Raw genomic sequence first — 22,142 nt, forward strand, 5'->3', positions numbered from 1 at the left:
AGGAGTGTGCGTCAGTCGCGCGCTCCCAATCTTTACATAGGCTTCCCCCCGAAATGATGGACATCAACGAGATTCGCGAATACCTGCCTCACCGTTACCCGTTCCTGTTGGTGGACCGGGTAGTGGAGCTGGATGTTGAGGGCAAGCGCATTCGCGCCTACAAGAATGTCAGCATCAACGAGCCGTTCTTCAATGGTCACTTCCCGGCGCATCCAATCATGCCAGGCGTATTGATCATTGAAGCGATGGCTCAGGCTGCCGGGATCCTTGGTTTCAAAATGCTCGACGTCAAGCCTGCCGATGGCACGCTTTACTACTTCGTCGGCTCCGACAAGCTGCGTTTCCGCCAGCCGGTTCTGCCGGGTGATCAGTTGATTCTTGAAGCGAAGTTCATCAGCTGCAAGCGTCAGATCTGGAAGTTCGAATGCCAGGCTTCGGTCGATGGCAAGCCAGTCTGCTCTGCTGAAATCATCTGTGCGGAACGCAAACTATGAGTTTGATTGACCCTCGCGCAATCATCGATCCGACGGCCATTCTGGCCGACGACGTCGAGGTCGGCCCATGGTCGATCGTCGGCGCTGGTGTGGAAATCGGCGAGGGAACAGTGATTGGCCCGCACGTGATTCTCAAAGGGCCGACACGTATCGGGAAGCACAACCGCATTTACCAGTTTTCCTCGGTAGGTGAGGACACGCCCGATTTGAAGTACAAGGGTGAAGAAACCCGCCTGGTGATCGGTGACCACAATGTCATCCGTGAAGGCGTGACGATTCACCGTGGCACTGTTCAGGATCGTTCCGAAACGACCCTGGGCGACCACAACCTGATCATGGCCTATGCCCACATCGGCCATGACAGCGTTATCGGCAATAACTGCATTCTGGTCAACAACACCGCGTTGGCCGGTCATGTGCACGTCGATGACTGGGCGATCCTGTCGGGTTTTACCCTGGTTCATCAGTATTGCCATATTGGCGCCCACAGCTTTTCCGGTATGGGCACAGCCATTGGTAAGGATGTTCCAGCCTATGTCACGGTGTTCGGCAACCCTGCCGAAGCCCGCAGCATGAACTTCGAAGGCATGCGTCGCCGTGGTTTCAGCGAAGACGCGATCCACGCATTACGCCGTGCCTACAAAGTGGTTTATCGCCAGGGTTTGACAGTCGAACAAGCGCTTGCCGAGTTGGCCGAGCCGTCGGAAGAGTTTCCGGAAGTCGCGATATTCCGTGACTCCATTCAGTCTTCGACTCGCGGCATCACCCGTTAATCATGGCCAGTCTGCGTATTGCACTGGTGGCGGGCGAAGCCTCCGGCGATATTCTGGGCGCAGGTCTGATGCGTGCGCTCAAGGCACAGCATCCTGCGGTTGAGTTCATCGGTGTCGGCGGTCCGCTGATGCAGGCCGAAGGCCTGACCTCTTACTTCCCGATGGAGCGTCTGGCGGTCATGGGCCTGGTCGAGGTGCTCGGCCGCTTGCGTGAGCTGTTGGCTCGCCGCAAAAAACTGATCGCGACCCTCATAGCCGAAAAGCCGGATGTTTTCATCGGCATCGACGCTCCGGATTTCACCCTTAACATCGAACTCAAACTGCGTCAGGCCGGGATCAAGACCGTGCATTACGTCAGCCCATCGGTTTGGGCGTGGCGTCAAAAGCGTGTGCTGAAGATTCGCGAAGGCTGCGATCTGATGCTCACGCTGTTCCCGTTTGAAGCCAAATTCTATGAAGAGAAAGGCGTGCCGGTGAAGTTTGTCGGTCACTCCCTGGCCGATGCGATTCCTCTTGAGGCTGACCGCTCGGCTGCACGCGCCGAACTGGGATTACCAGAAGGCGACCCGCTGGTTGCGCTGATGCCAGGCAGTCGGGGTGGGGAGGTTGGACGCCTGGGGGCCTTGTTCCTCGACACCGCCGAGCGTTTGCGGGCCATGCGGCCCGGCGTGCGGTTCGTCATGCCGTGCGCCAGCCCTGAACGCCGTGTGCAGCTCGAAGAGCTGTTGGCTGGCCGCGATTTGCCGGTGACCTTGCTCGATGGCCGTTCCCATCAGGCGCTGGCCGCTTGCGACGCGGTGCTGATTGCTTCGGGAACCGCAACGCTGGAAGCCCTGTTGTACAAGCGGCCGATGGTCGTGGCTTACCGCCTGGCGCCGCTGACGTTCTGGATCCTTAAACGCATGGTGAAAAGCCCTTACATCTCCTTGCCGAATTTGCTGGCCCAGCGTCTGCTGGTGCCCGAATTGCTGCAAGACGATGCGACCCCCGAGGCATTGGCACTGACGCTGTCGCCGTTGATCGATGGCGGTGAAGAGCAAACCACCGGTTTTGACCAGATTCACCGAACCTTGCGTCGCGACGCCTCGAACCAGGCAGCAGATGCCGTCCTCAATCTGATCGGCAAATCTCAGTGAGTAACGTAAAGATGCAAATGGGTCTGGATTTTACCCTCGTCGCAGACGTCGAAGACCTGGTCGCCGGTGTCGATGAGGTGGGTCGTGGCCCGCTTTGCGGCGCTGTGGTGACGGCGGCGGTGATCCTCGATCCGAACCGGCCGATTCTCGGGCTCAATGATTCGAAAAAGCTCACCGAAGCTCGCCGTGAAAAGCTCTATGACGAAATCCGCGAGAAAGCCCTGAGCTGGTGTATTGCACGTGCCGAAGTCGAAGAAATCGATGAACTGAATATTTTGCACGCCACCATGTTGGCGATGCAGCGCGCCGTCGAAGGCCTGCACATCACGCCGAAGCTGGCGATGATCGATGGCAACCGCTGCCCGAAGCTGGCCATGCCGGCTGAAGCGGTGGTGAAAGGCGATAGCAAGGTCCCGGCCATCGCCGCGGCATCGATTCTGGCGAAAGTCAGTCGTGATCGCGAAATGGCGGCATTCGAATTGATTTACCCGGGTTACGGTATCGGCGGCCACAAAGGCTACCCGACGCCCGTTCATCTGGAAGCCTTGGCCCGACTAGGGCCGACACCGATTCACCGGCGTTCGTTTGCGCCGGTACGACTGGCTTATGAGGCCCGCGAGGGTTTGATCGGGAGCTAGTCTCAAGGCTGATGTTTTTGCCAAGGCCCGGTACAATCCGGGCCTTGTTGTCTTCACGTTTTCAGACAGGATCACTATGCCGGCTTCATTCGTTCACCTACGCCTGCACACTGAATACTCCCTGGTCGACGGTCTGGTGCGGATCAAACCGCTGGTCAAGACCCTGGTCGGCATGAACATGCCTGCCGTGGCGGTCACCGACCAGAACAACATGTGTTCCCTGGTCAAGTTCTACAAAAACGCCATGGGCGCCGGGATCAAGCCGATCTGTGGCGCCGACCTGTGGCTGTCGAACAAGGATCCTGATAATCCGCTGAGCCGGATCAGCTTCCTGGCGATGAATGCCGTTGGCTACCGCAACCTCACCGAGTTGATTTCGCGTGGCTTTATCGATGGCCAGCGCAATGGTCAGGTCATCATCGAGCGCGAGTGGGTGGCCGAGGCCAACGAAGGCCTGATCATGTTGTCGGCTGCGAAGGAGGGTGAGATTGGTATCGCCTTGCTCGGTGGCAATCCTGATGAGGCCGAGACTCTGGCCCGTGAGTGGATGGCGGTATTCCCGGATCGCTTCTATCTGGAAATCCAGCGCACCAATCGCCCCAACGACGAAGAACAGTTGCACGCCGCTGTGGCCCTGGCTGACAAGATCGGCGCGCCGCTGGTGGCCACCAACGACGTGCGCTTCATCAAGCAGGAAGACTTCGCCGCTCACGAAACCCGCGTATGCATCGGTGAAGGGCGGGCGCTCGACGATCCGCGCCGTTCGAAGAACTACAGTGACCAGCAGTACCTCAAAAGCGCCGAGGAAATGGCCGAGTTGTTCAGCGACTTGCCCGAAGCGCTGGAAAACACCGTCGAGATCGCCAAGCGCTGCAATATCGATGTGAAGCTCGGCAAACACTTCCTGCCCAACTTCCCGATTCCCGATGGCATGACCATCGACGAGTATTTCCGCAAAGTCTCCTTTGATGGCCTGGAAGAGCGCTTGAGTGTTCTGCTGCCCAAGGACACGACCGAAGATTACGAGGCCAAGCGTCAGGTTTATGTCGACCGGTTGAATTTCGAACTGGATATCATCATCCAGATGGGCTTCCCCGGTTACTTCCTGATCGTTATGGACTTTATCCAGTGGGCCAAGAACAACGGCGTACCGGTAGGTCCTGGCCGTGGGTCGGGTGCCGGGTCGCTGGTGGCCTATGTGCAGAAGATCACCGACCTCGACCCGCTGGAATATGACCTGCTGTTCGAACGTTTCCTGAACCCGGAACGGGTTTCCATGCCCGACTTCGACGTCGACTTCTGCATGGACGGTCGTGACCGGGTGATCGACTACGTGGCCGAGAAATACGGCCGCAACGCGGTAAGCCAGATCATCACGTTCGGTTCCATGGCCGCCAAGGCTGTGGTCCGTGACGTGGCGCGGGTGCAGGGCAAGTCCTACGGTTTGGCGGATCGTCTGTCGAAGATGATCCCCTTCGAAGTCGGCATGACCCTGGAAAAAGCCTACGAGCAGGAAGAAATCCTCCGCGACTTCATCAAGGTCGATGAAGAGGCCGCGGAAATCTGGGAGATGGCGCGCAAGCTTGAAGGCGTTGTGCGTAACGTCGGCAAGCACGCTGGTGGTGTGGTGATCGCACCGACCAAGCTGACCGACTTCTCGCCGATCTATTGCGACGAAGAAGGTGGCGGCCTGGTAACCCAGTTCGACAAGGACGACGTCGAGGCGGCGGGTCTGGTGAAGTTTGACTTCCTGGGTCTGCGAACCCTGACCATCATCGATTGGGCGCTGAAAACCATCAACCGCGACCGCGCCAAGGTCAATGAACCGCCGCTGGATATCGCGTTTATCCCGCTGGACGACAAACCGACCTACACGCTGCTGCAAAAAGCTGAAACCACCGCGGTGTTCCAGCTCGAGTCGCGCGGGATGAAAGAGCTGATCAAAAAGCTCAAGCCCGACTGCCTGGAAGACTTGATCGCACTCGTGGCCCTGTTCCGTCCGGGCCCGCTGCAATCGGGCATGGTGGATGACTTCATCAACCGTAAGCACGGTCGCGCCGAACTGGCGTACCCGCACTCGGATTACCAGTACGAAGGCCTCAAGCCGGTATTGGCGCCGACCTACGGCATCATCCTGTATCAGGAGCAGGTGATGCAGATTGCTCAGGTCATGGCCGGTTACACCCTCGGTGGTGCGGACATGCTGCGTCGGGCCATGGGTAAGAAAAAACCCGAAGAAATGGCCAAGCAGCGTGGCGGCTTCATTGAAGGTTGCGCGACCAACAATATCGATGCCGACCTGGCCGGTAACATTTTCGACCTGGTGGAGAAATTCGCCGGTTACGGCTTCAACAAATCCCACTCCGCCGCCTACGGCCTGGTGTCGTACCAGACTGCCTGGTTGAAAGCCCACTACCCGGCGCCATTCATGGCGGCGGTACTCTCGGCGGATATGCACAACACCGACAAGGTCGTGACCTTGATCGAAGAAGTGCGGACCATGAAGCTGCGCCTCGACGCGCCGGACGTGAACACCTCGGAGTTCAAGTTCACGGTGAACGACGAAGGCCGGATTATTTACGGTCTGGGGGCGATCAAGGGGGTTGGTGAGGGGCCGGTTGAAGCGATTACTGAAGCGCGCCTGGAAGGGCCATTCAAGGATCTGTTCGATTTCTGCGCCCGGGTCGACCTCAAGCGCATCAACAAACGGACCCTCGACGGGTTGATCCGCAGCGGTGCGCTGGATCGACTCGGCCCGTATTTCCACGACGAACCGAAAGCCTATCAGGCCAACATCGACCGCAATCGCGCCGTCTTGCTGACGGCCATGGAAGAGGCGATCAAGGCGGCCGAGCAGACCGCACGGACTCACGACAGTGGGCACGCGGACCTGTTCGGCGGCCTGTTTGTCGAAGAGGACGCCGACGTCTACGCCAATCACCGCAAGGCCAAGGAGCTGACACTCAAGGAGCGCCTGAAGGGGGAGAAAGATACCCTGGGGCTGTACCTGACCGGTCACCCGATTGACGAATATGAAGGTGAAATCCGCCGCTTTGCCCGTCAGCGGATCATCGATTTGAAACCGGCGCGTGATACACAGACGGTTGCGGGCATGATCATTGCCTTGCGGGTGATGAAGAACAAAAAGGGCGACAAGATGGGTTTCATCACCCTCGACGACCGTTCGGGCCGGATCGAAGCGTCGCTGTTTGCCGAGGCGTTCCATTCCGCGCAGTCGCTGTTGCAGACCGACGCGATGGTGGTGGTCGAAGGCGAAGTCAGCAATGACGACTTCTCCGGTGGCTTGCGCTTGCGGGTCAAGCGGGTGATGAGCATGGAGGACGCACGCACCAACCTGGCCGAAAGCCTGCGCTTGAAGGTCCAGACCCAAGACCTCAAAGGCGATCAGCTACGCTGGCTGGGCGAGTTGTTCAAGCGTCATCGTGGTGCGTGTCCGATTACCATGGAGTACACCAGTCCTGATGCCAAGGCCTTGTTGCAGTTCAGCGAGACCTGGCGAATCGATCCGGCGGATGCCTTGATTCAAGCCCTGCGTGACCAGTTCGGGCGAGACAACGTCTTCCTCCAATACCGTTGACGGTCAGGTGCCATTCTTTACCATCAAGAACTACGCCTTGACCTCGACCCAATTTTTAATCTCGACCTGAACGCGCCTGTCCCTTAAGGTAGGGCGCGAATAGACAACCGGCCGGCCCAAGCTCTCTTGGACGTCGACCCAAGACGGACGCCTATGAACCCGAATTTTCTTGATTTCGAACAGCCGATCGCCGACCTGCAAGCCAAGATCGAAGAGTTGCGCTTGGTCGGTAATGACAATTCGCTGAATATCGGCGATGAAATCTCCCGCCTGCAGGACAAGAGCAGCACGCTCACCGAAGACATCTTCGGCAAGTTGACCAGCTGGCAGATCGCGCGTCTGGCGCGTCATCCGCGTCGCCCGTACACCCTGGACTACATCGAGCACATCTTCACTGAGTTCGATGAATTGCACGGTGACCGTCACTTCTCCGACGACGCTGCGATTGTTGGTGGTGTTGCTCGTCTGGACGACCAGCCGGTGATGATCATCGGCCACCAGAAAGGCCGTGAAGTGCGCGAGAAGGTTCGCCGCAACTTCGGCATGCCGCGTCCTGAGGGCTACCGCAAGGCCTGCCGTCTGATGGAAATGGCCGAGCGTTTCAAAATGCCGATCCTGACCTTCATCGACACCCCGGGTGCATACCCTGGCATCGACGCTGAAGAGCGTAACCAGAGCGAAGCGATTGCCTGGAACCTGCGTGTCATGGCCCGCCTGAAAACCCCAATCATCGCCACCGTGATCGGTGAGGGTGGTTCCGGTGGTGCGCTGGCGATCGGCATTTGCGATCAGCTGAACATGCTGCAGTACTCGACCTACGCGGTGATCTCGCCGGAAGGTTGCGCCTCGATCCTGTGGAAAACTGCCGAGAAAGCCCCGGATGCCGCTGAAGCCATGGGCATCACCGCCGAGCGCCTGAAAGGCCTGGGTATCGTTGATAAAGTGATCAGCGAGCCACTGGGTGGCGCGCACCGTGATCCGGCCGCCGCTGCTGCCTCGATCCGTGCGGAACTGAGCTCGCAACTGGCGATGCTGAAGAAGTTCGACAACGACGCGCTGCTGGCCCGCCGTTACGAGCGTCTGATGAGCTACGGTCTCTGATCGAGCACAGCTCTCTGTAGGAGCGAGTCTTGTTGTGGTGAGGGGGCTTGCCCCCGTTGGACTACGAAGTAGTCCCAAATACAGTCGATGCGATCGAACGAATCGACCTTTTTGCGACGGCTACGCCGCCGAACGGGGGCAAGCCCCCTCACCACAAGTTCATCGCGAGCAAGCTTTGCTCCTACAGGTTTGGGGATGTTCATGAGTCTTTCAGCTGGACTTCTCAAACGCCTGGCTCCCTGGCGCACCGCGCCGACCTGGCGTGTCGCTTTCTCCGGTGGTCTCGACTCCACCGTTCTGCTGCACCTTCTTGCACAACTCGCAAAAAAACATTCCCTACCTGAACTCAAAGCCATTCACATCCATCACGGCCTCCAGGCTGCGGCTGATGCGTGGCCGGAGCATTGTCAGCGGGTGTGTGACGCTCTGGGTGTGCCATTGGAGGTTATTCACGTTCAGGTTCAGCCTGGGGCGAGCCTGGAGCGCGCGGCGCGTGAGGCGCGGTATGGCGCCTTTGTCGAGGCGACTCAAGCCAATGAGCTGCTACTCACGGCGCAGCACCGGAACGATCAGGCGGAGACCCTCTTGTTCCGCCTATTGCGTGGGGCAGGGGTCAGAGGTTTGTCGGCGATCCCGTCGCAGCGTCCTTTGGGGCGTGGTTTTTTGCTGCGGCCGTTGCTGGAGGTGTCGCGGGCTGAACTCGAGGCCTATGCCGTCGAGCATCAGTTAAGCTGGATCGAGGATCCGTCGAACGCCGATCAACAGTTTTCTCGCAATTACCTTCGCCAGCAGATTTTTCCAGCGCTCACTCAGCGCTGGCCGCAGGCTGCGACCACCATTGCCCGCAGCGCCGCGCATTTGAGTGAGGCGCAGGGTTTGCTCGATGATTTGGCCAAGATGGATCTGGCGCCCGCCACAACTGTCAGCGAATTCGATTGGCTGGGCGTGCCGTCGCTGGAAATGGCTGCGCTTGAAAAGCTTTCCGCCGCCCGCCAGCGCAATGCCCTCAGCCACTGGTTGGCGCCGTTGACGCGTATGCCGGACAGCGACCATTGGTCGGGTTGGGAAACTTTGCGCGATGCAGCGACGGATGCGCGGCCGATCTGGCGCCTGGCCGACGGTGAGTTGCATCGTGCGAACGGGCGAATCTGGTGGTTGTCCGGCCATTGGCTGAACCTCCCCGAGCCGGCTCCGCTTTGGCCTGATCCGTCAGTGGCACTGCTGCTACCGAACAACGGCCGGTTGACCTTTTGCGGGACCATTCCTGCCGGCGTATTAAGCGTGCGTTACCGGCAGGGCGGTGAAGTCATGCATTTGCCTGTGCGGGGGCATCGAGACCTCAAGCGTTTGCTCAATGAAAGCGGCCTGCCGCTGTTTGCCCGTGGCAGATTGCCGCTGCTCTACTGCAATGAACATTTGCTCGCGGTGGCAAACCTGCGCGGGCTCGACGGTAGCGCAGGGGGAAACTGTCTTTTGCGGTGGCAGCCAGCGATCAACGATCAAGGTTTGAGCTGAAAGGGGCTTTCCGGTAGACTACGCTCCCTTCTTGATACAACTTCTGTGGATTCAGCTGAATTGCAGGAGTTGCCGATTACCAAGCAGTCTTTGCTGGGCGATTCCAAAAAATGTGTAGCGAGCAACGTACCGGTGATTCTTCTTCCGGTCTGTCCCAACGCGGCGGTTTTTTTGAAAGATGCACTGTAATTAATGCAGGTGATCGGGGGCTTCGGCCTTCCTTCGCTTTCCCCGGCGGCTCGGACCGCTTTAACGCAGACTTCTAGGGTTTTTCATGACGCGCTACATATTCGTCACGGGCGGTGTTGTTTCTTCATTGGGGAAAGGCATTGCATCGGCTTCATTGGCGGCCATCCTGGAGGCGCGGGGACTTAAGGTCACCATGCTCAAGCTGGACCCGTACATCAACGTTGACCCGGGCACCATGAGCCCGTTCCAGCACGGTGAAGTGTTCGTCACTCACGACGGCGCCGAGACCGACCTGGACCTGGGCCACTACGAGCGGTTCATCCGCACGACCATGACCCAGAACAACAACTTCACCACCGGCCGTGTCTACGAGCACGTCCTGCGCAAAGAGCGCCGTGGTGATTACCTGGGTGCAACCATCCAGGTGATTCCGCACATCACCGACGAAATCAAGCGCCGCATCATCAAGGGTGCAGGCGATGCCGACGTGGCCATGGTCGAGATCGGTGGCACCGTGGGTGACATCGAATCCCAGCCGTTCCTCGAAGCCATCCGTCAATTGCGTTTTGAAGTCGGCGCCAAGCGCGCGATGCTGATGCACCTGACACTGGTGCCGTACATCGCCACTGCCGGCGAAACCAAAACCAAGCCAACCCAGCACTCGGTCAAGGAACTGCGTTCCATCGGCCTGCAGCCAGACGTGCTGGTGTGCCGTTCCGACCACCCGATCGATATCTCTTCGCGTCGCAAGATCGCGCAGTTCACCAACGTTGAAGAACGTGCGGTCATCGCGCTGGAAGACGCCGACACCATCTACAAGATCCCGGGCATTCTGCACTCCCAGGGCCTGGATGATTTCGTCGTCGAGCGTTTCGGCCTGCAATGTGGCGGCGCCGATCTGTCCGAGTGGGAAGCCGTGGTCGATGCCAAGCTCAACCCGGAGCACGAAGTGACCATCGCCATGGTCGGCAAGTACATGGAACTGCTGGACGCCTACAAGTCGCTGATCGAAGCGATGAGTCATGCCGGCATCAGCAACCGTACCAAGGTCAATCTGCGCTACATCGACTCCGAAGACATCGAGAACCAGGGCACCGCGCTGCTGGAAGGTGTTGATGCGATTCTGGTGCCAGGCGGCTTCGGTCTGCGTGGCGTGGAAGGCAAGATCACCGCCGTTCAATATGCTCGCGAAAACAAGGTTCCGTACCTGGGTATCTGCCTGGGCATGCAAGTCGCGGTGATCGAGTTCGCCCGTAACGTGCTGGGCTGGAAAGACGCCAACTCCACCGAATTCGATCGCGCCAGCGGCCACCCGGTCGTGGGTCTGATCACCGAGTGGGAAGATGCCACCGGCGCCGTTGAAACCCGTTCCGAATTGTCCGATCTGGGCGGCACCATGCGTCTGGGTGCTCAGGATTGCCTGCTGGAAGCCGGCTCCCTGGTCCACGATTGCTACGCCAAGGACGTGATCGTCGAGCGTCATCGTCATCGCTATGAAGTGAACAACAAGCTGCTGCCGCAACTGATCGAAGCCGGCCTGAAAATCTCCGGTCGTTCCGGTGACGGCGCGCTGGTTGAAGTGGTTGAAGCGCCTGACCACCCATGGTTCGTTGCTTGCCAGTTCCACCCGGAGTTCACCTCGACTCCGCGCGACGGTCACCCGTTGTTCAGTGGTTTCGTCAAAGCAGCTTTGGCTCAACACCAGAAGAAGGCTTGAACCTGATGGCTCAAAAGATCATCCGCGTAGGCAACATCGAAATCGCCAACGACAAACCGATGGTGCTGTTCGGTGGCATGAACGTGCTGGAAAGCCGTGACATGGCGATGCAGGTCTGTGAAGAGTACGTAAAGGTCACCGAGAAACTCGGTATCCCTTACGTGTTCAAGGCCAGCTTCGACAAGGCCAACCGCTCGTCGGTAACGTCCTATCGAGGCCCCGGCCTCGAGGAAGGCATGCGGATTTTCCAGGACATCAAGCAAGCCTTTGGCGTGCCGGTCATCACCGATGTCCATGAGCCTGAGCAGGCTGCAGTAGTCGCTGAAGTCTGCGAGATCATCCAGTTGCCGGCCTTCCTGTCGCGCCAGACCGATCTGGTCGTCGCGATGGCCAAGACCGGCGCGGTGATCAACATCAAGAAAGCCCAGTTCCTCGCCCCTCAGGAAATGAAACACATCCTGAGCAAATGCGAAGAAGCCGGTAACGATCAGTTGATCCTCTGCGAGCGTGGTTCGAGCTTCGGCTATAACAACCTGGTCGTGGACATGCTCGGCTTCGGCATCATGAAACAGTTCGAATACCCGGTGTTCTTCGACGTGACCCACGCGCTGCAAATGCCCGGTGGTCGCTCGGATTCTGCCGGCGGACGCCGCGCCCAGGTCACCGACCTGGCCAAGGCAGGCATGAGCCAGTCGCTGGCCGGCCTGTTCCTGGAAGCGCATCCGGATCCGGACAACGCCAAATGCGACGGCCCTTGCGCCTTGCGTCTGGATAAACTGGAGCCATTCCTGGCTCAGCTCAAGGCCCTGGACGAACTGGTGAAGAGTTTTCCGACGGTAGAAACCGCGTAATCCTCAATTCTCCGGTAAAGTACCGCACGATTCATTGAACGCTCAGGCCCTCGGGCTTGAGCCTTATCGTCCGCAAGTCTGCCCGCTGCTTATCACTTGCCGACGGTAAAAAATTTCCTGCAGCTGCGTCGTTTTCGTCAACTTTGGAGTGTTTACAACAATGGCAAAAATCGTCGACATCAAAGGTCGTGAAGTTCTCGACTCCCGTGGCAATCCCACCGTCGAAGCGGACGTGCTTCTCGATAACGGCATCATCGGCAGCGCTTGCGCGCCGTCCGGTGCTTCCACCGGTTCGCGCGAAGCGCTCGAGCTGCGTGATGGCGACAAGAGCCGTTACCTGGGCAAGGGTGTACTGAAAGCTGTAGCCAACATCAATGGCCCGATCCGCACCGCACTGCTGGGTAAAGACCCAGTTGACCAGAAAGCCCTCGACCGCATCATGATCGAGCTGGACGGTACCGAGAACAAGGGCAGCCTGGGTGCCAACGCGATCCTCGCCGTGTCCCTGGCCGCTGCCAAGGCTGCTGCTCACGATCAGGACCTGCCACTGTACGCACACATCGCCAATCTGAACGGTACTCCGGGTATTTACTCGATGCCGGTTCCGATGATGAACATCATCAACGGTGGCGAGCACGCCGATAACAACGTCGACATCCAGGAATTCATGGTTCAGCCAGTTGGCGCCAAGACTTTCTCGGAAGGTCTGCGCATGGGCACCGAGATTTTCCATCACCTCAAAGCTGTGCTGAAGGCTCGTGGCCTGAGCACTGCGGTGGGCGACGAAGGTGGTTTCGCGCCGAACCTGGCATCCAACGAAGATGCACTGAAAGTGATCTCCGAAGCCGTGGCCAACGCTGGCTACAAACTGGGCACCGACGTGACCCTGGCTCTGGACTGCGCGGCCAGCGAATTCTACGAAGATGGCAAGTACAACCTGTCTGGTGAAGGCCAGGTGTTCACCGCCGAAGGCTTTGCCGACTACCTCAAAGGCCTGACCGAACGTTACCCGATCATCTCCATTGAAGATGGCCTGGATGAGTCCGACTGGGCTGGCTGGAAAATCCTCACCGACAAAATCGGCGAAAAAACCCAGCTGGTGGGCGACGACCTGTTCGTGACCAACACCAAGATCCTGAAAGAAGGCATCGACAAGAAGATCGCCAACTCGATCCTGATCAAGTTCAACCAGATCGGCACCCTGACCGAAACCCTGGAAGCTATCCAGATGGCCAAGGCCGCTGGTTACACTGCCGTGATCTCGCACCGTTCCGGCGAAACCGAAGATTCGACCATTGCCGACCTGGCTGTGGGCACTTCGGCTGGCCAGATCAAAACCGGTTCGCTGTGCCGTTCCGACCGCGTTTCCAAGTACAATCAACTGCTGCGCATCGAAGAGCAATTGGGCGGCAAGGCCAAGTACAACGGTCGTGGCGAATTCCGCGGTTAAGCTTGGGTAGGTAAAAAGACACCGGATTGTGTCGAAAAAATCGCAGCAGCGGGATTTTTGCCACTAATCTGATGCCTTATAAGTACGAGCCTGGTTCTTCCAGGCTTCGTACTATCAGAAGCTTTAAAGTTGGCATGGCTGTCTTTTTTCACTGGATACCTGATATTCGATGCGCAGTCCTTACTGGTTGTTTCTTGTCTTGCTCCTGCTGCTGGCTGGTCTGCAATATCGCCTGTGGGTGGGTAATGGCAGTCTGGCGCAAGTGGCCGAGTTGACTCAGCAAATTGCTGATCAGCATGCTGAGAACGAGTCGTTGCTGGAGCGCAATCGGGTCATGGACGCCGAGGTCAGTGAGTTGAAAAAAGGCATGGAGACCGTTGAAGAGCGGGCTCGCCATGAGTTGGGCATGGTCAAGGACGGTGAAACCCTTTACCAGTTGGCTCAATGATGAATACGTTACCGGCCTTCTGGGCCGTGATTCCTGCCGCGGGCGTCGGTGCCCGTATGGCCGCGGACCGTCCCAAGCAATATCTGCAACTGGGCGGGCGCACTATTCTCGAACACAGCCTTGGCTGTTTCCTCGATCATCCTGCCTTGAAAGGCTTGGTGGTCAGTCTTGCCGTTGATGATCCTTATTGGCCGACCCTGGCCTGTGCTACCGACACGCGTATTCAACGGGTGGACGGTGGTGAAGAACGCTCGGGTTCGGTGCTGAACGCGTTGCTGCATTTGCATGCGCAAGGCGCTGCCGATGAAGACTGGGTGTTGGTCCACGACGCTGCGCGGCCGAACCTGACCCGTGATGATCTCGACAAGTTGTTGTCGGAATTGGCTGACGATCCTGTCGGCGGGTTACTCGCAGTGCCTGCGCGTGACACGCTCAAGCGTGTGGACAAGCACGGTCGGGTCCTTGAAACCGTTGACCGCAGTTTGATCTGGCAGGCGTACACGCCGCAGATGTTTCGTCTGGGGGCTTTGCATCGGGCGTTGGCGGACAGTCTGGTGGCTGATGTGGCCATTACCGATGAGGCCTCTGCGATGGAGTGGTCGGGTCAGGCGCCACGCTTGATCGAGGGGCGTGCGGATAATCTCAAGGTTACTCGGCCTGAAGACCTTGAATGGCTGCGGCTGCGTTGGGCTAATCGCCGCTGATTCCTCTGTCGCACCGCTCAACTGATGTGGGAGCCGAGCTTGCTCGCGATGGCGGCCTGACAGCCGGCCAATCTCTTGCAGGTGTACATATCCATTTCTGCGGTGATGGCTACTTAGGGTTTCGCCTGACGGCGACTCACTTTTTTTACAAGCGCCTAAAAAAAGTAAGCAAAAAAACGCTCGCCCCAAGCGTACGGCACCTCGCCTAGGCTCGGCGTTCCCTCGCTCCGGTGTCCATCAGGGGGCATCGCCTACGGCCTGCTGCGCGACGACCTCCTCTCGATGTGTTCGACTGCGTCGAACGGCGCTGCGCGCCCACCCCCTGATGAACACCTGCGCTCGGCCTTCCGAAGGGGCGGGTGGATCAAGATCAAGAGCTGCAGGCGAGCTAACGCTCGGCCTGTTGAGTGGTTGGGGCGCGCCACTGGTAATGATCTTCGTAGGAGCTGCCGAAGGCTGCGATCTTTTGATCTTTTGATCAAAGTTGGTACTCCGGCCGTTTGGCCAACCCTTCCTTTAGATAGTCCACCAGTTTTCTCACCTTCGGCGACAGGTGCCGTTGCTGCGGATACAGCGCCCAGACGGCGGTGTTCGGTGGTTGATGAGCATCCAGCAACGACACCAGTGCGCCATTGTTCAGGTGCTCCAGCACGTAATAATCCGGCAGCTGACACAATCCGACACCTTGTAGCGCCGCGTCCAGCACCGCTTGCCCGCTGTTGCAGCGCCAATTGCCCTGTACTCTCTGGGAAAACTCTCTGCCGTCCTGTTCCAGTTGCCAGATGTCCGAGCTGCCGATCAGGCAGTTGTGTCGACTCAGCTCGGACAAACTGTGCGGTCGGCCATAACGTTCCAGATAGGACGGCGAGGCGCACAAGTACATGCGTCGTGGCGCCAGGCGCGTGGCCACCAGTCGTGAGTCTTGCAGGCGGCCGAGCCGGATTGCCAGGTCCAGGCCCTCGTGCACCAGGTCGAGCGGACGGTTGCTTAGTTCGATATCGACCCGTAATTGTGGATAAAGCCCCATGAAGCTGGTCACCAGCGGCACGATGAAGCGCTCGCCATATGCCACTGCACAGGTCATGCGCAGCATGCCCTTGGGTTCGCTGGTCAGGTCGCCGACGGCGCGCAAGGCTTCTTCGCGTCCGTCCTGCAAGCGCTGGCAGTGTTGCAGGAAAGTCTGCCCGGCTTCGGTCAGCGTCACCCGACGGGTACTGCGGTAGAGCAGGCGGGTTTGCAGGCGTTCTTCAAGACGTACGATTTGTCGACTGATGTGCGAAGACGAAACCCCTAGGCGTTCGGCGGCAGCCGTGAACTGGTTGCATTCGGCGACGGCGACGAATTCATCGATGCCTTCCCAGCGGTTCTCGGACATGAGGATTATCCCTGTGCAGCAATAATGTTTTGCTTTCGGCTGGATTATTAATCGTCTGGCAGTGTTTTACACTCGCTGTCTCGTTTTTATTCGCTGGAGAGACAGGATGATCAAGTCGCGCGCCGCCGTTGCCTTCGAGGCCAAGAAACCCCTTGAGATCGTTGAAGTCGATGTCGCCATGCCCAAGGCGGGTGAAGTCTTGTTGCGTGTGGTCGCCTCCGGCGTTTGCCATACCGACGCCTACACCCTGTCGGGCGCTGACCCGGAAGGCATCTTCCCGTCGATCCTCGGCCACGAAGGTGGCGCGATTGTCGAAGCCATCGGTGAAGGCGTGACCTCGGTTGCGGTCGGCGATCACGTGATTCCGCTGTACACCCCGGAATGCGGCCAGTGCAAATTCTGCAAGTCTGGCAAGACCAACCTCTGCCAGGCCATTCGTGCGACCCAGGGCAAAGGCCTGATGCCAGACGGCACCACGCGTTTCTCCTACAAAGGTCAGCCGATTTTTCACTACATGGGCACGTCGACCTTTTCCGAATACACTGTATTGCCGGAAATCTCCGTCGCGAAGATTCCTAAAGAAGCGCCACTGGAAAAAGTCTGCCTGCTGGGCTGCGGCGTCACCACCGGTATCGGCGCGGTCATCAACACCGCCAAGGTCAAGCCGGGCGACACCGTGGCCATTTTCGGCCTGGGCGGCATTGGTCTGTCAGCGGTCATCGGCGCGGTCAAAGCCAAGGCCGGGCGAATCATTGCCATCGACATCAACCCGGCCAAGTTCGAAATCGCCAAGCAGTTGGGCGCTACCGATTGTGTGAACCCGAAAGATTTCGACCGTCCGATTCAGGACGTGATCGTCGACATGACTGACGGCGGCGTCGACTTTTCCTTCGAGTGCATCGGCAATGTACAGCTGATGCGTGCGGCGCTGGAGTGCTGCCATAAAGGTTGGGGTGAGTCGGTGATCATCGGCGTTGCCGGTGCTGGTCAGGAAATCTCCACCCGTCCGTTCCAACTGGTGACTGGTCGCGTCTGGCGCGGTTCGGCATTTGGCGGCGTGCGCGGTCGCACCGAGTTGCCAAGCTACGTGGAAATGGCCCAGACCGGAGAAATCCCGTTGGACACGTTCATCACCCATACCATGGGCCTGGAAGACATCAACAAGGCATTCGACCTGATGCATGAAGGCAAAAGCATCCGCTCTGTCATCCATTTCTGAGGTCGGCCATGAGTCTGGAAAATCTCTCATGTCAGAAGAGCTTCGGTGGCTGGCATAAACGCTACAAGCATTATTCCGAGGTACTGGGCTGCGACATGGTGTTTGCCGTGTACTTGCCGCCGCAAGCGGAGCAGGGCGGCAAACTGCCAGTGTTGTACTGGTTGTCGGGATTGACCTGCACCGACGAAAACTTCATGCACAAGGCCGGCGCCTTGCGCATGGCGGCCGAGCTGGGGCTGATCATCGTCGCACCGGACACCAGCCCGCGAGGCGCCGATGTACCGGGCGACCCGGATGGCGCGTGGGATTTCGGCCTCGGTGCCGGCTTCTATCTGAATGCCACGCAGGAACCCTGGGCCAAGCACTATCGGATGCACGACTATGTGGTGCAGGAATTGCCCGCGTTGGTCGAAGCGCATTTTCCGGCATCGGACAAGCGCGGCGTCAGCGGCCACTCCATGGGCGGGCACGGCGCACTGGTCTGTGCCTTGCGCAACCCTGGGCGGTATCAGTCGGTGTCGGCCTTCGCGCCGATCAACAATCCGATGGATTGCCCGTGGGGTCAGAAGGCGTTTTCGCGCTACCTGGGCGAAGAGCGTTCGAAGTGGCGCGAATGGGATGCCTGCGTGCTGATCAGCGAGGCCGGCGAAAAGCTGCCGTTGCTGGTGGATCAGGGTGATCGGGACGACTTCCTCGCCACTCAGCTCAAACCCGAAGCGCTGCAGCAGGCGGCGAAACTGGCCGGCCATCCGCTGACCTTGCGTCTGCAACCGGGCTACGACCACAGCTATTTCTTTATCGCCAGCTTTATTGATGAACACTTGCGACATCACGCACACGCTCTAGGCGCCTAAAGCAGGTAGAATCACGCCCTGACTAAATCGGGGCGTTTTTTTATGCGTATTGGCCACGGCTATGATGTGCACCGTTTCGCTGAAGGCGATTTCATCACTCTGGGCGGCGTGCGAATTGCACACGGTTTCGGGCTGCTTGCCCATTCCGACGGCGATGTCTTGCTGCATTCGTTGAGCGATGCCTTGCTCGGCGCAGCGGCGCTGGGTGATATCGGTAAACACTTTCCAGACACCGACCCGCAATTCAAAGGTGCTGACAGCCGTGTACTGTTGCGACACGTTGTCGGACTGATCCACGCCAAGGGCTGGAAGGTCGGTAATGTCGATAACACCATCGTTGCCCAGGCGCCGAAAATGGCCCCGCATATCGAATCGATGCGTGCGCTGATCGCCGCGGATCTTCAAGTTGAGTTGGATCAAGTGAACGTGAAAGCTACCACCACCGAAAAGCTCGGCTTTGTCGGTCGCGAAGAAGGCATCGCCGTGCACTCCGTTGCCTTGTTGCTGCGCGCATGAATGAACTGCAACTGCTCGGCCCGCGTGCTTACGGTGAAGCCCTTGGCACTGCCGTACTGAAAGCCATCGCGGAAGATTTTCAGGTCGATGAAGTCCTCGATATCCCGCTGACTGGCGAAGGCGAACACCTGTGGATCTGGGTGGAAAAACGCGGCCTGAACACTGAAGAGGCGGCCCGGCGGATTGCCAAGGCTGCCGGCGTGCCGTTGCGCACCGTCAGCTATGCCGGCTTGAAAGATCGCCAGGCACTGACACGCCAGTGGTTCAGCGTGCAATTGCCGGGCAAGGCCGATCCTGACTTGTCCGCGGCAGAAAACGACACACTGAAAATCCTCAAGACCGCACGGCATAAACGCAAGCTGCAGCGCGGTGCGCATTCGGCCAATGGCTTTACCTTGCGCTTGACCCAGTTTGCTGGCGACAAGGACGCGATTGACGCGCGTCTGCAACTGATCGCCAAACAAGGCATTCCCAACTACTTCGGCGCGCAGCGTTTCGGCCACAACGGCGGCAACGTGGTGGATGCCCGTGACTGGGCGGCACGTAAAGCCTTGCCGGAGCAGCGCAACGTGCGTTCACGCCTGCTCTCTACCGCGCGCAGCTTTCTGTTCAATCAGGTGTTGGCGGCGCGAGTCGCCGATGGCAGTTGGCAGCGTGCCCAGGTGGGCGACTTGCTGGCCTTCACCGACAGCCGCAGCTTCTTCCCGGCAGGTGAGGCCGAATGCAGCGACCCGCGTCTGGCGATCCTCGACCTGCACCCGACCGGGCCGCAGTGGGGCGAGGGTGAGTCACCCGCGACTGGTGCGACTCATGAGCTGGAGCAACAGGTCGCTGCACGCGAAGCGGATCTGCGCGATTGGTTGATAAACGCCGGAATGAGCCATGAACGTCGCATCCTGCGGCTGCCCATTGGCGGGTTGACGTGGCATTATCCCTCGCTGGACATTCTGCAACTGGAATTCGTCCTTCCGGCCGGATGCTTCGCCACTGTATTGGTGCGTGAACTCGTCGATCTGGTGCCGGTGGGGCAGACGGACAGCTCATGCGTATTCTGATTTCTAACGACGATGGGGTAACAGCGCCCGGTCTTGCCGCGCTTCATGCTGCGCTGGCGGATTACACCGAGTGCGTGGTTATCGCCCCTGACCAGGACAAAAGCGGCGCCAGCAGTTCGCTGACGCTTGACCGTCCGTTGCACCCGCACACCCTGGACAATGGCTTTATCAGCCTTAATGGTACGCCGACCGATTGCGTGCACCTGGGCCTCAACGGTTTGCTGGAGCGCGAGCCGGATATGGTGGTTTCCGGAATTAACATGGGGGCCAACCTGGGCGACGATGTGCTGTATTCCGGCACAGTCGCGGCGGCGCTCGAAGGGCGTTTCCTTACGCTGCCGTCGTTTGCCTTTTCGCTGGTATCGCGGCAAGTGGAAAACCTGCCGACGGCGGCCTACTTTGCGCGCAAGCTGGTAGAGGCTTATGCCGACCTTGATTTGCCACCGCGCACGGTGCTGAACGTGAATATTCCGAATCTGCCTCTGGAACACATTCGAGGTATCCAGCTGACTCGACTGGGCCACCGTGCCCGCGCCGCCGCGCCGATTAAAGTGGTCGATCCGCGTGGCAAGTCCGGCTACTGGATTGCCGCAGCCGGCGATGCGGAAGATGGCGGGCCGGGCACGGATTTCCATGCGGTGATGCAGGGTTATGTCTCGATCACCCCGCTGCAACTCGATCGCACCTTCAATGATGCCTTTGGCAGTCTTGATGGCTGGCTGGAGGGGCTGCGCTGATGGCTCGTGAACAAGACGATATCCTGCGTCGTGGAATCGGGATGACCTCCCAGCGTACGCGCGAACGGCTGATCCAGCGCTTGTATGAGGAAGGTCTGTCCAACGCCCAGGTGTTGGAGGTCATTCGGCGTACGCCGCGTCATCTGTTTGTCGATGAAGCCCTGGCGCACCGTGCCTACGAAGACACGGCATTGCCGATTGGCCATAACCAGACCATTTCTCAGCCTTATATGGTGGCTCGCATGAGCGAACTGCTGCTGGAGGCCGGTCCTCTGGATAAAGTGCTGGAGATCGGCACCGGGTCCGGTTACCAGACAGCGGTGTTGTCGCAATTGGTCGAGCGGGTGTTTTCCGTCGAGCGCATCAAGGTCCTGCAGGATCGTGCCAAGGAGCGCCTGGTCGAGTTGAACACGCGCAACGTGGTATTTCGGTGGGGCGACGGTTGGGAGGGCTGGCCAGCACTGGCACCGTACAACGGCATTATCGTCACTGCGGTGGCGACCGATGTACCTCAGGCGTTGCTCGATCAATTAGCGCCGGGTGGGCGGCTGGTGATTCCGGTTGGTTCAGGGGAGGTTCAGCAATTGATGTTGATCATCCGTGAAGAACAAGGCTTTTCCAGACGTGTTTTGGGGGGGGTGCGCTTTGTACCGTTGCTCCATGGGCCACTGGCTTAAGCATTTATTTAAAGACGCTGAATTCTATTTGATTACCTTGGTCTTACAGCGGCATTGATCGGTTAAACGCGATTGAACAGCGATCAGCAAACGTGCGCGCGTGTCGATTTTGTTTTGCCGACGGTAAAGCCCGAACGGCCAGTTATACTTGCGACATTTCATGCCTGAATACGGCGATTTTTATCTTCAACCACCACAAAGGGAGCGGCGGGTGAGTCTCACAGTCATTGCGCAGCGTATCGGTACAACAAGCTTTCAGCGCCTGGTGACTGGCCTTGTCTTGAGTTCCTTGTTGGTCGGTTGCTCCAGCACGCGTTCAAGCGATGTGCGAGTGGTCGATCGTAATAACGCGGCGGCCCAACGCCCCGCAGTAACCACCGGCCAATACGTGGTCCGTCGCGGCGATACCCTGTTCTCGATCGCGTTTCGCTACGGTTGGGACTACAAGGCCCTGGCGGCACGCAACAACATTCCTACGCCTTACACAATTCATCCAGGTCAGACGATTCGCTTCGATGGGCGTTCCGGTTCAACGCCGACAGAGGTGGTGACCCCGTCTGGAACAACCGCTTCTTCTTCGAGCAAATTTACCGTCACCCGAGGTCCAGCCTCGGGTGCGACCACCGGGAAACAGACGGCTGCGCCGTCCGTCGCAAACAAGCCAGCCCCTGCGCCACTACCTCCCGCAGGGCCTGCGCCGACTGGCTGGGGATGGCCATCCAACGGCATTTTGATTGGAAAATTCTCTTCAAACGGTAGTTTGAATAAAGGAATTGATATCGCCGGGGATTTGGGACAGCCTGTTTTAGCTGCGTCTGATGGGACTGTGGTTTATGCCGGGAGTGGCTTGCGGGGCTACGGCGAATTGGTCATCATCAAGCACAGCGATACCTACGTCAGTGCCTACGGTCACAACCGCAGGCTGTTGGTTCGGGAGGGGCAGCAGGTCAAAGTCGGACAGACAATTGCCGAAATGGGGTCCACGGGTACAGACCGGGTGAAACTGCATTTTGAGATTCGCCGACAAGGTAAACCTGTAGATCCGCTGCAATTCCTGCCACGTCGTTGATTTGTTACCAGCCTGTTCCGTCACGT

At 58.7% G+C, this 22,142-nt stretch carries 20 protein-coding genes; 19 read left to right on the top strand and 1 reads right to left on the bottom strand.

What is annotated here, in order from left to right; genetic code table 11:
- Positions 1-53 precede the first annotated feature (53 nt).
- The 12 genes from fabZ to ispD all read left to right on the top strand — a co-directional run bounded on the left by fabZ (position 54) and on the right by ispD (position 14,614).
- Positions 54-494 carry a 3-hydroxyacyl-ACP dehydratase FabZ gene (gene fabZ, locus BK658_RS11585; protein ID WP_007978374.1) on the top strand — a complete coding sequence of 147 codons (441 nt, stop codon included), beginning with the start codon at positions 54-56 and terminating at the stop codon, positions 492-494.
- Entirely contained in the window at positions 491-1,267 is a 777-nt protein-coding gene (lpxA, locus tag BK658_RS11590) for an acyl-ACP--UDP-N-acetylglucosamine O-acyltransferase (RefSeq protein ID WP_123582399.1), read from the top strand. Before fabZ ends, lpxA begins: the two co-directional genes overlap by 4 nt.
- Before the next feature lie 2 nt (positions 1,268-1,269).
- Positions 1,270-2,403, top strand: a complete 1,134-nt coding sequence (gene lpxB / locus BK658_RS11595) for a lipid-A-disaccharide synthase (RefSeq protein WP_123582400.1) — start codon at positions 1,270-1,272, stop codon at positions 2,401-2,403.
- A gap of 11 nt (positions 2,404-2,414) precedes the next feature.
- Positions 2,415-3,041: a ribonuclease HII gene (gene rnhB / locus BK658_RS11600; RefSeq protein ID WP_123582401.1), complete on the top strand. Its 627-nt coding sequence runs from the start codon at positions 2,415-2,417 to the stop codon at positions 3,039-3,041.
- A 76-nt stretch (positions 3,042-3,117) separates the two neighbouring features.
- The gene (gene dnaE / locus BK658_RS11605) at positions 3,118-6,639 is read left to right on the top strand and encodes a DNA polymerase III subunit alpha (RefSeq protein ID WP_054595920.1); all 3,522 of its coding nucleotides are present in this window, start codon (positions 3,118-3,120) and stop codon (positions 6,637-6,639) included.
- A gap of 153 nt (positions 6,640-6,792) precedes the next feature.
- A complete protein-coding gene (locus tag BK658_RS11610) occupies positions 6,793-7,740 on the top strand; it encodes an acetyl-CoA carboxylase carboxyltransferase subunit alpha (RefSeq protein ID WP_123582402.1) in 948 nt (315 codons plus the stop codon).
- A gap of 201 nt (positions 7,741-7,941) precedes the next feature.
- Positions 7,942-9,255: a tRNA lysidine(34) synthetase TilS gene (gene tilS / locus BK658_RS11615; protein WP_123582577.1), complete on the top strand. Its 1,314-nt coding sequence runs from the start codon at positions 7,942-7,944 to the stop codon at positions 9,253-9,255.
- A gap of 274 nt (positions 9,256-9,529) precedes the next feature.
- Complete coding sequence (locus BK658_RS11620; RefSeq protein ID WP_123582403.1) at positions 9,530-11,161, top strand: CTP synthase; 1,632 nt, start codon at positions 9,530-9,532, stop codon at positions 11,159-11,161.
- Between the two features lie 5 nt (positions 11,162-11,166).
- Positions 11,167-12,012 (top strand): 3-deoxy-8-phosphooctulonate synthase, encoded by an 846-nt coding sequence (gene kdsA, locus BK658_RS11625; protein ID WP_123582404.1) that lies wholly within the window; start codon positions 11,167-11,169, stop codon positions 12,010-12,012.
- A gap of 160 nt (positions 12,013-12,172) precedes the next feature.
- A complete protein-coding gene (gene eno / locus BK658_RS11630; protein WP_123582405.1) occupies positions 12,173-13,462 on the top strand; it encodes a phosphopyruvate hydratase in 1,290 nt (429 codons plus the stop codon).
- Between the two features lie 169 nt (positions 13,463-13,631).
- A complete protein-coding gene (ftsB, locus tag BK658_RS11635; protein ID WP_019692104.1) occupies positions 13,632-13,910 on the top strand; it encodes a cell division protein FtsB in 279 nt (92 codons plus the stop codon).
- On the top strand, positions 13,907-14,614 hold the full coding sequence (ispD, locus tag BK658_RS11640) for a 2-C-methyl-D-erythritol 4-phosphate cytidylyltransferase (RefSeq protein WP_123582406.1): 708 nt from the start codon (positions 13,907-13,909) through the stop codon (positions 14,612-14,614). The genes ftsB and ispD overlap by 4 nt, the downstream gene beginning before the upstream one ends.
- Before the next feature lie 478 nt (positions 14,615-15,092).
- Here ispD and BK658_RS11650 read toward each other — a convergent pair whose 3' ends face one another.
- Positions 15,093-15,989 (bottom strand): LysR substrate-binding domain-containing protein, encoded by an 897-nt coding sequence (locus BK658_RS11650; RefSeq protein ID WP_103315508.1) that lies wholly within the window; start codon positions 15,987-15,989, stop codon positions 15,093-15,095.
- 106 nt (positions 15,990-16,095) lie between these two features.
- Here BK658_RS11650 and BK658_RS11655 point away from each other — a divergent pair, with 106 nt between their 5' ends.
- From BK658_RS11655 to BK658_RS11685, 7 genes are all read left to right on the top strand, one after another.
- Entirely contained in the window at positions 16,096-17,208 is a 1,113-nt protein-coding gene (locus tag BK658_RS11655; RefSeq protein WP_019692107.1) for an S-(hydroxymethyl)glutathione dehydrogenase/class III alcohol dehydrogenase, read from the top strand.
- Between the two features lie 8 nt (positions 17,209-17,216).
- Positions 17,217-18,062, top strand: a complete 846-nt coding sequence (gene fghA, locus BK658_RS11660; protein WP_123582407.1) for an S-formylglutathione hydrolase — start codon at positions 17,217-17,219, stop codon at positions 18,060-18,062.
- A 42-nt stretch (positions 18,063-18,104) separates the two neighbouring features.
- A complete protein-coding gene (gene ispF, locus BK658_RS11665; protein ID WP_123582408.1) occupies positions 18,105-18,578 on the top strand; it encodes a 2-C-methyl-D-erythritol 2,4-cyclodiphosphate synthase in 474 nt (157 codons plus the stop codon).
- The gene (truD, locus tag BK658_RS11670; protein ID WP_123582409.1) at positions 18,575-19,633 is read left to right on the top strand and encodes a tRNA pseudouridine(13) synthase TruD; all 1,059 of its coding nucleotides are present in this window, start codon (positions 18,575-18,577) and stop codon (positions 19,631-19,633) included. Before ispF ends, truD begins: the two co-directional genes overlap by 4 nt.
- The gene (gene surE / locus BK658_RS11675; protein WP_123582410.1) at positions 19,621-20,370 is read left to right on the top strand and encodes a 5'/3'-nucleotidase SurE; all 750 of its coding nucleotides are present in this window, start codon (positions 19,621-19,623) and stop codon (positions 20,368-20,370) included. The genes truD and surE overlap by 13 nt, the downstream gene beginning before the upstream one ends.
- A gap of 41 nt (positions 20,371-20,411) precedes the next feature.
- Positions 20,412-21,047 carry a protein-L-isoaspartate(D-aspartate) O-methyltransferase gene (locus BK658_RS11680; RefSeq protein ID WP_173859967.1) on the top strand — a complete coding sequence of 212 codons (636 nt, stop codon included), beginning with the start codon at positions 20,412-20,414 and terminating at the stop codon, positions 21,045-21,047.
- A gap of 211 nt (positions 21,048-21,258) precedes the next feature.
- Positions 21,259-22,116, top strand: coding sequence for a peptidoglycan DD-metalloendopeptidase family protein (locus tag BK658_RS11685; RefSeq protein ID WP_123582411.1), 858 nt, complete (start codon positions 21,259-21,261; stop codon positions 22,114-22,116).
- Positions 22,117-22,142 lie beyond the last annotated feature (26 nt).

The organism is Pseudomonas brassicacearum, from assembly GCF_003732175.1.
In the GTDB taxonomy this organism is placed as follows: Bacteria; Pseudomonadota; Gammaproteobacteria; order Pseudomonadales; family Pseudomonadaceae; genus Aquipseudomonas; species Aquipseudomonas brassicacearum_G.

Bases quoted from the DNA above. Each gene is read 5' to 3' on its own strand.
- surE (WP_123582410.1), top strand. From the start codon at position 19,621: ATGCGTATTCTGATTTCTAACGACGATGGGGTAACAGCGCCCGGTCTT.
- ispD (WP_123582406.1), top strand. From the start codon at position 13,907: ATGATGAATACGTTACCGGCCTTCTGGGCCGTGATTCCTGCCGCGGGC.
- dnaE (WP_054595920.1), top strand. From the start codon at position 3,118: ATGCCGGCTTCATTCGTTCACCTACGCCTGCACACTGAATACTCCCTG.
- BK658_RS11620 (WP_123582403.1), top strand. From the start codon at position 9,530: ATGACGCGCTACATATTCGTCACGGGCGGTGTTGTTTCTTCATTGGGG.
- ispF (WP_123582408.1), top strand. From the start codon at position 18,105: ATGCGTATTGGCCACGGCTATGATGTGCACCGTTTCGCTGAAGGCGAT.
- eno (WP_123582405.1), top strand. From the start codon at position 12,173: ATGGCAAAAATCGTCGACATCAAAGGTCGTGAAGTTCTCGACTCCCGT.
- lpxA (WP_123582399.1), top strand. From the start codon at position 491: ATGAGTTTGATTGACCCTCGCGCAATCATCGATCCGACGGCCATTCTG.
- kdsA (WP_123582404.1), top strand. From the start codon at position 11,167: ATGGCTCAAAAGATCATCCGCGTAGGCAACATCGAAATCGCCAACGAC.
- lpxB (WP_123582400.1), top strand. From the start codon at position 1,270: ATGGCCAGTCTGCGTATTGCACTGGTGGCGGGCGAAGCCTCCGGCGAT.
- fabZ (WP_007978374.1), top strand. From the start codon at position 54: ATGATGGACATCAACGAGATTCGCGAATACCTGCCTCACCGTTACCCG.
- BK658_RS11650 (WP_103315508.1), bottom strand. From the start codon at position 15,989: ATGTCCGAGAACCGCTGGGAAGGCATCGATGAATTCGTCGCCGTCGCC.
- tilS (WP_123582577.1), top strand. From the start codon at position 7,942: ATGAGTCTTTCAGCTGGACTTCTCAAACGCCTGGCTCCCTGGCGCACC.
- truD (WP_123582409.1), top strand. From the start codon at position 18,575: ATGAATGAACTGCAACTGCTCGGCCCGCGTGCTTACGGTGAAGCCCTT.
- rnhB (WP_123582401.1), top strand. From the start codon at position 2,415: ATGCAAATGGGTCTGGATTTTACCCTCGTCGCAGACGTCGAAGACCTG.
- BK658_RS11655 (WP_019692107.1), top strand. From the start codon at position 16,096: ATGATCAAGTCGCGCGCCGCCGTTGCCTTCGAGGCCAAGAAACCCCTT.
- BK658_RS11610 (WP_123582402.1), top strand. From the start codon at position 6,793: ATGAACCCGAATTTTCTTGATTTCGAACAGCCGATCGCCGACCTGCAA.
- ftsB (WP_019692104.1), top strand. From the start codon at position 13,632: ATGCGCAGTCCTTACTGGTTGTTTCTTGTCTTGCTCCTGCTGCTGGCT.
- fghA (WP_123582407.1), top strand. From the start codon at position 17,217: ATGAGTCTGGAAAATCTCTCATGTCAGAAGAGCTTCGGTGGCTGGCAT.
- BK658_RS11680 (WP_173859967.1), top strand. From the start codon at position 20,412: ATGACCTCCCAGCGTACGCGCGAACGGCTGATCCAGCGCTTGTATGAG.